This is a genomic window from Lysinibacillus sp. SGAir0095 (assembly GCF_005491425.1).
Taxonomy (GTDB): Bacteria; Bacillota; Bacilli; order Bacillales_A; family Planococcaceae; genus Ureibacillus.
Genome location: NZ_CP028083.1, coordinates 3,583,958 through 3,596,169 on the forward strand (window position 1 = coordinate 3,583,958; position 12,212 = coordinate 3,596,169).

The 12,212-nt window shown below is 38.3% G+C and carries 9 protein-coding genes; 2 read left to right on the forward strand and 7 right to left on the reverse strand.

Going from position 1 to position 12,212, the window contains the following annotated elements; translation table 11 throughout:
- Nucleotides 1-108: 108 nt before the first annotated feature.
- Together C1N55_RS17690 and C1N55_RS20695 are read right to left on the reverse strand one after the other, a co-directional pair.
- The gene (locus C1N55_RS17690; RefSeq protein ID WP_205758556.1) at nt 109-1,098 is read right to left on the reverse strand and encodes a tRNA dihydrouridine synthase; all 990 of its coding nucleotides are present in this window, start codon (nt 1,096-1,098) and stop codon (nt 109-111) included.
- A 311-nt stretch (nt 1,099-1,409) separates the two neighbouring features.
- Complete coding sequence (locus C1N55_RS20695; protein WP_205758487.1) at nt 1,410-1,967, reverse strand: iron chaperone; 558 nt, start codon at nt 1,965-1,967, stop codon at nt 1,410-1,412.
- 370 nt (nt 1,968-2,337) lie between these two features.
- Here C1N55_RS20695 and C1N55_RS17700 point away from each other — a divergent pair, with 370 nt between their 5' ends.
- Together C1N55_RS17700 and C1N55_RS17705 are read left to right on the forward strand one after the other, a co-directional pair.
- A complete protein-coding gene (locus C1N55_RS17700; RefSeq protein WP_137730028.1) occupies nt 2,338-3,465 on the forward strand; it encodes a 5-methyltetrahydropteroyltriglutamate--homocysteine S-methyltransferase in 1,128 nt (375 codons plus the stop codon).
- A gap of 231 nt (nt 3,466-3,696) precedes the next feature.
- Nucleotides 3,697-5,040: an MFS transporter gene (locus tag C1N55_RS17705; RefSeq protein WP_137730029.1), complete on the forward strand. Its 1,344-nt coding sequence runs from the start codon at nt 3,697-3,699 to the stop codon at nt 5,038-5,040.
- Nucleotides 5,041-5,212: 172 nt separating this feature from the next.
- Here the strand turns inward: C1N55_RS17705 and C1N55_RS17710 are convergent, their stop codons facing one another.
- The 5 genes from C1N55_RS17710 to gatB all read right to left on the reverse strand — a co-directional run bounded on the left by C1N55_RS17710 (nt 5,213) and on the right by gatB (nt 12,210).
- Nucleotides 5,213-6,106 carry a nicotianamine synthase family protein gene (locus C1N55_RS17710; RefSeq protein WP_137730030.1) on the reverse strand — a complete coding sequence of 298 codons (894 nt, stop codon included), beginning with the start codon at nt 6,104-6,106 and terminating at the stop codon, nt 5,213-5,215.
- A 640-nt stretch (nt 6,107-6,746) separates the two neighbouring features.
- Nucleotides 6,747-8,111 (reverse strand): 23S rRNA (uracil(1939)-C(5))-methyltransferase RlmD, encoded by a 1,365-nt coding sequence (gene rlmD, locus C1N55_RS17715; protein WP_137730031.1) that lies wholly within the window; start codon nt 8,109-8,111, stop codon nt 6,747-6,749.
- Between the two features lie 908 nt (nt 8,112-9,019).
- Complete coding sequence (locus tag C1N55_RS17720) at nt 9,020-9,946, reverse strand: diacylglycerol kinase (protein WP_137730032.1); 927 nt, start codon at nt 9,944-9,946, stop codon at nt 9,020-9,022.
- A gap of 113 nt (nt 9,947-10,059) precedes the next feature.
- A complete protein-coding gene (locus C1N55_RS17725) occupies nt 10,060-10,623 on the reverse strand; it encodes a thioredoxin family protein (protein ID WP_137730033.1) in 564 nt (187 codons plus the stop codon).
- A gap of 141 nt (nt 10,624-10,764) precedes the next feature.
- Entirely contained in the window at nt 10,765-12,210 is a 1,446-nt protein-coding gene (gene gatB, locus C1N55_RS17730) for an Asp-tRNA(Asn)/Glu-tRNA(Gln) amidotransferase subunit GatB (RefSeq protein ID WP_137730034.1), read from the reverse strand.
- Between the last annotated feature and the right edge of the window lie 2 nt (nt 12,211-12,212).

Here is a 12,212-nt window from a genome sequence, read left to right on the forward strand (position 1 = left end):
TATGTTCAGCACTACAACCACGAAACAACAGCAAAAAAGGATAACCGGTTCTTAAAAGTACACATGATTTGTTGTATTTTTTTAGTAACATCATTTTACTATCCAGCATCAATCAACATTATTTGCTTCAAAGCTATCAAGTAATGCACGCACTTCTTCTGTTGATTTTGTGTTCATCAATTGATTTCTTAATTCACCAGCTCCACGGAATCCCTTTACATAGATTTTGAAGAATCGATGAAGCCCTGTGACAGAACAAGGCAATTCTTCTATATATTGATCGTGAAGGTCAAGCTGATATCTTAGAAGGTCTAGGTACTCCTTACTGCTATGCTCTTTTGGTTCTTTCTCGAAAGCAAAAGGATTTTTAAAGATACCGCGTCCAATCATCACGCCATCTACACCATACTTTTCTACAAGCTGCAGACCTACTTGACGGTCAGGAATATCCCCATTAATGGTTAATAGTGTATCTGGTGCGATACGGTCACGCAATTTCTTGATTTCAGGAATGAGCTCCCAATGTGCATCTACAGCGCTCATTTCTTTTCTTGTTCGTAAATGAATGGAAAGGTTCGCAATATCCTGTTTCAAAATATGCGTTAGCCACTCCTCCCACTCATTTATATCCTCAAAGCCCAATCTTGTTTTCACACTAACAGGCAGTCCACCTGCTTTCGCTGCTTGAATAAGTTCTGCCGCAACTTCCGGGCGAAGGATAAGTCCACTACCCTTTCCTCTTGATGCTACATTCGGTACAGGGCAGCCCATATTAATATCGATGCCTTTAAACCCTAGCTCGGCCATGCCAATACTCATTTGACGGAAATATTCGGGATTGTCCCCCCAAATATGCGCCACCATTGGTTGTTCATCTTCTGTAAAAAGCAAACGGCCCCGAACACTTTTCATGCCCTCTGGATGACAATAACTATCTGAGTTAGTGAATTCTGTGAAAAACACATCCGGTCGACCGGCTTTACTTACTACATGACGAAAAACAGTATCCGTCACATCTTCCATTGGTGCCAGTACAAAAAATGGACGTGGTAATTCACGCCAAAAATTTTCTTTCATTTCAAATCCAAATCCTTTCATTATGGATACCATTTCATGCTCTCATCCAAAAGATATAAAGCCATCTGTTTCACTTTTTTACTAGTTTGTGAAAAACGCCAATATTTATTTTAACGAAAATCAATCCTGAACGGTATTTTTATTAACAAAAAAGCAGCGGGTATAAACTTTTCTATATCAACTGTATTTATGCTATATCAACTCTAACCACATGACCCTTACACAATGGAGTGAGTGGGCTAAATCTAAAGTGACTGTGAAAATAAATGGATAATCAATGCAATTCTCGATCAATTCTACACTGATTTGCATGCAGCCATATAGAGTGCCATTTACTCCTCTTCAACTAATCTTGCGACTCTCCCACCGCAGTTTTTGCAATAGCCTTTTAATACTACTCCAAACCTGTCATTATGAATACCGTAGTTTACAATTTTAGTAACACCACATTTTGAGCAAAACACATTATTTATTAGCAACTGTTGGATATCAGGTGATACCTTGGACCATTTCTTTATCCCCTCCATATCCGAGACTGATGGGGGTTGCTTTGATTTGTTGGAATCCACTATTACCTTACAAGCATCTATCAATGCTTCTATCGCTGATTCATTGCTATATTTAATTCTTGCACAACTCTTCCCTAAAGAAACTGAGGGCACCAACTCTTTTATTAAGGGGAGTATGCTTATATCATCCGTATAAAATGAAAAATAATTTTTTTGTGCTGCAAAGGCAATATAAAAGTTGTTACCCTTATAAGTAGGCATTCTACGACTAAAGCTTTCTTCAAGCTCCGGGAATACTTCACGCAAGCAGTTTACCATAATTGAAACCCATGACTTTTTTGGTTCTTCTAAAGTATCAATGTATTCATTTACTAAATTCACTTTATCTAATACTCCTTTAATATCAACTTTCTATACAATTTTCCTATTTAGCATATTGTTTTTAATCTCGCTTGCAAATCCAATTATAATATAGAAATTTCGAAAATAGGCATGATTAATGTTACAAACAGTCTACTGTCTAATAATCTTAACCACTCTCTCAAAAAATCAATTACAGGAGAATAAGCTCAACTATAGTTTAAAACTATATCAAGATATAGATTTTATATGTTATTCTATATGGTTTTTCTGATGCTATACTTACTTCTAATCAAATAAGGAAAAAACTAGTTAAGGTAATAGTATTCTCTTCATAGTTTATAAGAAGAAGTTTTGAAAATATTAAAGTTAAGAAAGAAGGAAATCAGCTATGTCAAAAACAACAGTTAAATCCCTATTTAAAGCGGATCATGTAGGGAGTTTTTTGAGAACCGAACCAATAAAAAAAGCAAGAGAGGCTTATTTGAATGGGGAAATTGATCAAGAAGCTCTAAAAGCTACAGAAGATCAAGAGATTGAGAAACTTGTACAAAAACAAATTGAAGTAGGACTTAAACCCATTACAGACGGTGAGTTTAGACGTTCGTGGTGGCACTTAGACTTCCTTGCTGGATTAGAAGGGGTCGAATTATTTGAAACAGAATATGTAAGTAACTTTAAAGGTGCTAAAACAAAAAATAATGCCATTAAAGTGGTCGATAGAGTAGACTTCCATGATCATTATATGTTAGGGCACTTTACGTTCTTAAAAGAGGCAGTAGATAAATATGGAGATGGCAGTCAAGTTGCTAAGTTCTCCATTCCAAGTCCCAATATGTTATTCACGAGAATTCAAGGTGATGAATTTTATAACGGAAACATAGAGCAATTCTATCTTGATACAGTAGTTACTTACAAAAAAGCCATTAAAGCTTTCTATGATGCAGGCTGTCGCTATTTACAATTAGATGATACTTCTTGGATTGACTTTGTCTCAGAAGAACGGATACAAGCAGTCGAGGAAAAACTTGGAATGAATGTTCAAGATATCATCGAGACGAGAGTTCGTTGTTTAAATGATGTAATTTCGGAAAAACCGGATGATATGATCATTACTATGCATATTTGCCGTGGAAACTTCAAATCTACCTATATTACAAGTGGCGGGTACGATCACATTTCTGATGCTATTTTTGCCCAATTAAATGTAGATGGACTTTTCTTAGAATATGATGATAAGCGTTCAGGTGATTTTGAACCATTAAAAAGCTTTAAACGCGAAGATCAAACTGTTGTACTTGGGTTGATTACGTCCAAATTCCCTGAATTGGAAGATGCAGAGAATATTAAAGCTAAAATCAAAGAAGCCAGTCAATACATTCCTTTAGGAAACCTATCTCTAAGTCCTCAATGCGGATTCTCCAGTACGGAGGAAGGGAACATTTTAACAGAAGAGGAACAATGGGATAAGATTCGTCACGTCATTGAAATTGCTGATAATGTATGGGGTAACAACTAAAAGTGAATCGAACTATGTAGTAGTTCTGTCATACCTCCTCCCACCAGGTTGAGGAGGTATGACTTAAAAAAACCATTTTCGCTATATTCTCTCATTTCCGAAACATCGATTCAGATTTACTGTCAAACGATTAGATTTTCTCCTTCTTATTCAAAAAACGAAGAATCAATTGTTCTAACTGTTGAATCATCATCCGTAGTAATTTTATTTTAAATCATTGAGGGGTATTTTATGAATCCTATTACTTTTTTTGAGCAAAGCAAAATAAAATCATTCCACATTCTGTTGGTTTTATGGTTATTTATCATTCTGATGTTTGAAGGGTACGATGTCGTAATCTATGGCGCTACCATCCCCTTCTTAAAAGAATCCTGGGGAATATCCGCTATTATTGCCGGGTCCATCGGAAGCTATACAACCATTGGTACAGCTATTGGTGCGGTACTGTTTGGTTTATATTCGGATCGTTTTGGTCGCAAGCGTATTATTATTTTAACGACAATATTATTTAGTCTTTTTACAATGCTATCAGGTTTTGCACCGAATGCGGTGATTTTCACGATTTGCAGGGTTATTGCCGGATTTGGGTTTGGAGGTGTGATGCCGAATATCGCTTCACTTATTTCTGAATATGCCCCATTAAAATATCGTGCTGCTATTATTTCATTTATATTTTGTGGATATTCAGTTGGTGCAATGGGCGCTTCCTTCATCGGCCAAGCATTACTTGCTGAATTTGGATGGCGACCAGTTTACTGGATTGGCGCTATTCCATTACTATTTATTCCATTTATGCTAAAAATGATTCCAGAATCACTTGACTTCTTGCTTAATAACAAGCGACATGACCAAATTTCGATTGTTGTTAATAAAATTCAACCAAGTGCTGCTACAACTCTTGATTTTACTTATCAAAAGACGGAAAAAGAGAAAAAATCACCGATTAGTGCACTTTTCACTAAAAAATTCGCTATAACAACGACGATGTTTTGGCTAGCCTGCTTCTGTACATTCATTTTAATGTATTCCCTTAATACTTGGTTACCTACATTGATGCTACAGACTGGTTATAACTTATCTTCAAGTTTAATGTTTGTTGCCGTACTACAAATGGGTTCGATTGTTGGCACTATAGTCCTCAGTAATATTATTCAAAAAGTTGGATTTAAAAAAGTGTTAATTCCACTTTATTTGGTTGGTGCGATTTGTCTAGCCCTCATTGGATTTTCTACGAATATATATTTAGCATACTTTTTAATTTTTCTTATCGGTTCTGCAACAGTTGGTCTGCAAAATATGTCGAACGCCTTCGTTGCTGCCTATTATCCTGTAGACGTTCGACCAGCCGCACTTGGAAGTACAATGGCCTTTGGTCGAATTGGTTCCATTGTGGCTCCAACTTATGTAGCCGTGTTACTGACAATGAACTTACAGCCACAATATAACTTCATCGCCATTGGAGTTGCTGCGATTTTCGGTATGATTGCATTATTATTCATTAATGATCATCACGCTGATTATCGGCTTGTCCATGAGCCAAAGATAGATAATAGCACTGAAACAGTTCAAGCATAATAAAACGAAAGGAGTTCTGAATAAATTCGGAACTCCTTTACTATCCTATCGTATTAGTAATATAAAATTTCGGTTTTCTAGTAGTTATACACGAGGATTTAGTGTCTGTTAATCGTAACGAATCTATAGTTGTTGCGGATTTCCCCTAAAGTTCGGTGATCACGGTCTGATATTAACTCGACACAGAAGATTTAGTTACACTTTCAAGTAACAATGTCGAATTGATGACCAGCTTTTCTTCTGGACAAGTTCTCCCTAGAATCCTCCACCCCTGCTCATTCAACTGAGATTCATCAATCGCTTCATACATGATTCTCCTCATCCCCTCTGCTGTACGGACAGCTACTAAAGGATCTGTGGAAGTTCTGCTAATTGCCTCAAGCACCGCCTGCTTGTTTCGAACGAGACTAGCAACAAAGATCAGGCTATAAGAGCTGTAGTCAAACTCAGAGCCATCCTTCAATAAGACAGTAACTTTATCTCCTAAGCCTAAATGCTCCAGCAAATTGCATGATGCGTCATAGGCAACATCATTCATTTCCAAACAGATCACCTCCGCATCACTGAGCAGGTGTAGAGTAATAGGACTTATCGGCATTGGACCGCTGCCTACAAAGATAATGGGCAACTTTTCTGTATTACGTTTCTGCCGCTTGTATTGATAAATCATTTGCAATTCCTGACTAACTAGGGAAAAGTAACTGTTCCAATTAGGTAAACTTTTTACGATATTTAAAACTGATCCCCCTAATTTGCAGATTTCACGAGAATCTCTAAGTTCTACAAGAAATTCGACTTCTGACAACTTATCCTGCAACTTTTGTTGATTTATTTGAATATACTCGTTGTTTAGGATAGCTTGTACCTCTTGAGGCAAAAAGTGGGAACGCAACTGAAGTAAAAGATGGTTGAATACATCCGATACCATTTGATTTGCAGGTGAAATATCTGTTGCCTTCTGAAGAAGCTCATTTGCTTCACGGATAAAAGCGATAAAGTTATCAACCCTTTGCATACTTGGCGCGTTCCTTGTATCTAGTAAAGAACCAGATGAAGAATACTCCATTTTCTAAATTCCTCCCATACTCTACACTTGATTCGATACTATGAAATATATTCATGTCGTCAAGGATATAGAAGAAAATACGGGGAAGGTTCTTACTAGCTCTCTAATCTTTTCTATGAAAAAAGACAAATCCCATTAATCGGGAGTTGTCTTTCGATTATTACTATACTTGTTCAGTAACAATAATGTCTTGCTACACCACTTTTCTCAAACCCTTGATATTCCTACATTTTTATTTCTGAATTTTCACTCAGTTAAAATAGAGTTCTGCACAAATCACGCACTTTCCCGATTTTCTTCTCACTTTTTTCTGCCATAACTTTATTATTTATGATAATAATGTCGTGATATTTCTCGCTATTCTTCCTGCCTTTTTCTCCTGCTTTTTCTCACTCTTTTTCAGGCTTTTGGGGTTCGTACGAACCCCTCACACTTTTCATTCAAACGTTGAAACCGTAAGGTTTCTCCCCTGCTTTCTCACGCTTTTTTATTCAAGGAAAAAAGGATGGGATTCCTGTTCCCACCCTCTTTCTTCTTTCTTTATTTCCTGCCTTTGTCCACACGTTCTCCACAGGCATATCAGAACTTTGTTTTGATTTTCCTATGGGTTTATTGTGGATGCCAGGAGTTTATTATTGGGTTACAATACTAACTCTAACCACGCGACTGCTTCACAGTGCGTCGTTTGCGGGAACATGTCCACTGGCTGGATTTCCATTGTTTTGTAGCCGCCATCTTCCATGACACGAAGATCACGAGCTAGCGTTGCTGGGTTACATGAAACATAAACTACACGATTTGGTTTTTGTTCGATGATTGTTGTTAATAACGCTTCGTCACAGCCCTTACGTGGAGGGTCGACAACTAGTACGTCCGCTTCTTTCCCATCTGCATACCAGCGTGGGATGACTTCTTCTGCTGGGCCTGCTTCAAAATAAGTGTTAGTGAAGCCATTTAATGCTGAATTGCGTTTCGCGTCTTCTATTGCTTGCTCTACGATTTCAACACCCATAACCGATTTGGCTTTTTGCGCTAAGAATAGAGAAATTGTTCCGATACCACAGTAGGCATCAATTACTCGTTCATCTCCAGTTAGCTGTGCGTAATCTAGCGCTTGTTTATACAAGACTTCTGTTTGAACTGGGTTAACTTGATAGAAGGAGCGCGCTGAAATCTCAAAACGTACGCCCCCAATTGTATCCTCGATGAAATCTTTCCCCCAAAGTGTGACTGTTTCATTTCCAAAAATCACATTCGTTTTTTCAATATTAATGTTTTGAACAATCGACGTAACGTTTGGTACAAGCTTTTGGATTAATGCAACTGCCTCGTCTTTTTGAGGGAACTTGTGTTTATTTGTGACAAGAACAATCATGACCTTCCCTGTTGCATGACCTTTACGAACTACCACATGGCGTAGCATCCCCTGATGAGACGCTTCGTTATAAGGCTGCACTCCGATTTCCATAAGCTTTTTTTTCAGGTTCGCCATCATGGCATCTGCTTCACTTACCTGAATTAAGCAACGTTCCATATCCACAATTTCATGCGATTTTGATTTGTAAAAGCCTGCAATGGGGCCTGTTTCCGTCATTGAGAATGGAATCTGCGACTTATTTCGGTAATTCCAAGGATCCTGCATGCCTTTTACAGGTAATACAGGCGCGTCGATTTTCCCTAGTCGTTTCATTACATTGCGAACCATGTTCTCCTTCCATTTTAACTGTCCTTCATAGGATAAATGCTGAAGCTGGCAGCCACCACATTTCCCAAAATAAATACACGGTGCCTTCACTCTGTCGGGCGATTCTTTAATAATGTCTACGATTTTCGCAAAGCCGTAATTTTTTAATGTTTTTAAAACATGAACTTCAACCTTTTCTTCTGGCAAAGCCCCTTGGATAAACAATGGATACCCATCAACCTTAGCCACGCCATTGCCATCATGTGTCAAATCTTCTATATAAACTGTTCTACGATCATTTTTCTTAACTGGTGCTACCATCTTCCGTCCTCCATTTCAGTTCTTATATTGTAGCAAAAATAAAGCCAACTCAACAGTAAGTTGAGTTGGCTTTATTTTCTGCACCGAAAGCCTGCGTCAGGTGCAAAAATGTTGGATTTTTTTTATGTGCCGAAAGCTTGCGTCAGGTGCAGAATAAGTGATGGAAGCACTTCTTATATAAATACAAATATTCTAAAGTGCTTCATCTCCCTATTGATGCACTTCTCAAGTAAAAGCACCGTCCAAAAGTGCTTCATCCCCCTATTGATGCACTTCTCAAGTGAAAGCAGCCTTCCGAAAGTGCTTCATCCCCCTATTGATGCACTTCTCAAGTGAAAGCAGCCGTCCAAAAGTGCTTCATCCCCCTATTGATGCACTTCTCAAGTGAAAGCAGCCGTCCAAAAGTGCTTCATCCCCCTATTGATGCACTTCTCAAGTGAAAGCAGCCGTCCAAAAGTGCTTCATCCCCCTATTGATGCACTTCTCAAGTGAAAGCAGCCGTCCAAAAGTGCTTCATCCCGCTATTGATGCACTTTTCAAGTGAAAGCAGCCGTCCAAAAGTGTTTCATCTCCCATATGAAATGCATCTCAAACGAAATTCACCTTCTAAATACGTTTCATCTCACTTATGAAACGTATCTCAAAAAAAAATTCACCTACACATGCGTTTCATCTCACTTATGAAACGTATCTCAAACAAAAATTTACCTCCACATGCGTTTCATCTCACTTATTAAATGCATCTCAAACGAAATTCACCTTCTAAATACGTTTCAGTTCAGTTCCTCAAATGAGACCCATTCCAAACGAACTTCATCTCTCACTGACGTATTCCTCATTAAACATAAAAACCCACACAACAGTTAGTCTAGCCACTCTAACTGCCATATGGGTTACAAATCATCTAATTATTCCACTCGATCCAAGTCGCGGATGTCGTTGAGTGGGACAAATACTTCGATATGTCTTTTTAGATTCTTGAAGGTAACAGGTGCATCGCCGCCGTACTCTCCATCTAGGTTGATATGAATGTTTTCTTCATCAACAGTAGATGTTACTTTTACCACACTCGCCTTTTGGTAGATTACGTTCGCGTCGTTCAGATGTTCTCCACGTAAAGCTAAAGACGCAATTCTTATAAAATCAGCGATATTACATTTTTTTAGAATCATCATAGTGAAGAGGCCATCGTTAATACTAGCGTCAGGAGCGATTTTTTCAAATCCCCCAACCGAATTCGTTAAGCCGCATAAGAACATCATGGCTTCACCTTCGAAAACCTCATCATCGTATTCGATTCGCATTGTTGTTGCTTTAATTGATGGAATCATCTCAATGCCCTTTAAGTAATAAGCAAGTTGTCCTAAAAGGGTTTTCATTTTGCTCGGTACTTCGTATGTCAGTTCGGTAATGCGGCCACCTGCAGCAATATTGATGAAATAACGGTCATCATCTATTAATCCAACATCTACTGGAATTGTATCGCCTTTGACAATAATATCGATTGCTTCGTCGATTTTTCTAGGAACTCGGATTGCACGGGCAAAATCATTTGTTGTTCCCATAGGTACGACGCCTAGCTTTGGCCTCTTTTCATAGGGACTCATCCCAGCTACAACTTCATTCAGAGTACCGTCTCCGCCAGCTGCAATAATAATATCGAAACCACGTTCAACAGCGTGTGCAGCAGCGATTTTAGCGTCTCCTTCACAAGTTGTTGCATGACAAGATGTTTCATAGCCTGCTGTTTCTAGTTTTTCTAGCACCTCAGGCAAATGCTTCCGGAATAGTTCTCTACCCGACGTTGGATTATAAATGATTCTCGCTCTTTTCATGTTTTTTCCATCCTATACCTTTTATTATGTAAAAACACACTTAGGCGGAAAAAGGTTCCCTTCAATTACAGAAAAACTATTGAAATTGAAGAGAACTTCCACCTAAATCTTTATTATGATAACGCTTTTGTAATGACAGTCTTCATATCTTCGTAGACCCATTTTGCACATTGTGGGTCTTTTACATATTTCTCCTGCAAGTTAGTATACATCTCTTTTTGTTTTTCTTCAAATGACGGGTTGTCTTTTTCAGGAAGTTCTGCACGCATATCCATGACTAGTTGTTGCAATTCTTGTGCACGAGGTCCCCATTTTCCAATTACGTCGCCTTGTTCACTTAAGAAAAGATAAATGGGTATCCCTCGTCCTCCATTTGTTAGGTATCGATCGATTAAGTCTGTATCTGCATCACGGAATGCACAACGAATTTCTAAATTCGCTTCTTCGGCAATTTTGCGGATGACTGGGTTATTTAACATAGCATCCCCACACCAGTCTTCTGTTATTGCTAAAATATGAGGTTTTTTCGCTTTTAATAATTGGAAGACTTCATCTTCTGGATTCACGTTGAAGCTTTCGTAGACCTTAAAGCTTGGCTCTTTTAGGTTTGTTGACATTTGATCCATGTATTCTACCATTGTCATGGATTCTTCAAAATATTGTTGTTCGGTTTTCATTTATAATCCTCCCTTTTCCTTAATAATTCCATTTTGCATTGGATTTTACAGAAATACAATTTTTCTGTTTGCACGAGAAAGCCCCTATGAACTAAATTATATATCTAGCTCACAGAGGCATTTAAAGAACCGTCGTGGATTCTATCTTTTATTAATTTCTTCAAGCAAGATTTTGTTAACCATTGGTGGGTTTGCTTGTCCTTTTGAAGCTTTCATGATTTGACCTACTAAGAAGCCAATTGCACGGTCTTTCCCGTTTTTAAAGTCTTCAATAGATTGTGGGTTGGCATCAAGCACCTCTGTAACTAAACCAAGTAATACAGATGGATCTGAGATTTGAACCAAACCTTTTGCTTTAACGATTTCGTTCGCGTCTCCACCGTTTTGCACAAGCTCCGTGAATACTTTTTTCGCAATTTTAGATGAAATTGTGCCATCTGCAATTATTTTCACCATACCAGCCAAGTTAGCAGGTGTTAATGGCGTATCTGCAAGCTCTTTTTGTTCTGCGTTTAAGTAAGCTGACACATCACCCATTAACCAGTTAGCGGAAAGTTTTGCATCTGCACCCAGTGCCGTCATTTCATCGAAGAAATCTGAAATGACTTTGTTTACTACAAGGACACTAGCATCGTAATTATTTAAGCCAAGTTCTTCAACGTAGCGTTTTTTACGCGCATCTGGAAGCTCTGGGATTGAAGCTTTAACACGTTCTAACCACTCATCATCAATATGAAGGTCCACTAAGTCTGGCTCTGGGAAGTAACGGTAATCATCCGTTCCCTCTTTTACACGCATTAAAATTGTTCTACCGGTTTTCTCATCAAAACGACGCGTTTCTTGCTGAATTTCTCCACCTGACATTAATACTTCCGCTTGTCGTACTTCTTCATATTCAAGACCTTTACGGACAAAGTTGAATGAGTTTAAGTTTTTAAGCTCTGCTTTTGTACCGAATTCTTCTTGACCATAAGGGCGAATTGAAATGTTGGCATCACAACGAAGTGATCCTTCTTCCATACGCACATCAGAAACGCCCGTATATTGGATAATTGCTTTCAATTTTTCAAGATATGCATAAGCCTCCGCTGGTGTGCGGATATCTGGCTCCGATACGATTTCCACAAGTGGTGTCCCTTGACGGTTAAAGTCTACTAGAGAATAGCCTTCAGCATGTGTCAATTTACCAGCATCTTCTTCCATATGAAGACGAGTGATTCCGATTTTTTTCGTATAGCCTGGTTGACCATCTGTACCTTCGATTTCGATTTCAATCCAACCATTCTCACCGATTGGTTTATCAAATTGAGAGATTTGATAAGCTTTCGGATTGTCTGGATAGAAGTAATTTTTACGGTCAAATTTTGTTTGTTGGTTAATATCCATGTTAAGTGCAAGTGCAGCTTTCATGGCATAATCAACAACGTTTTTATTCAACACAGGTAATACCCCTGGGTAACCAAGGTCGATTACTGTTGTATTTGTATTTGGCTCTGCACCGAAATGGTTTGGTGCTGGAGAGAAAATTTTAGAATTAGTTTTTAATTCAACGTGTACTTCTAAGCCTATTACTGTTTCAAAGTTCATAA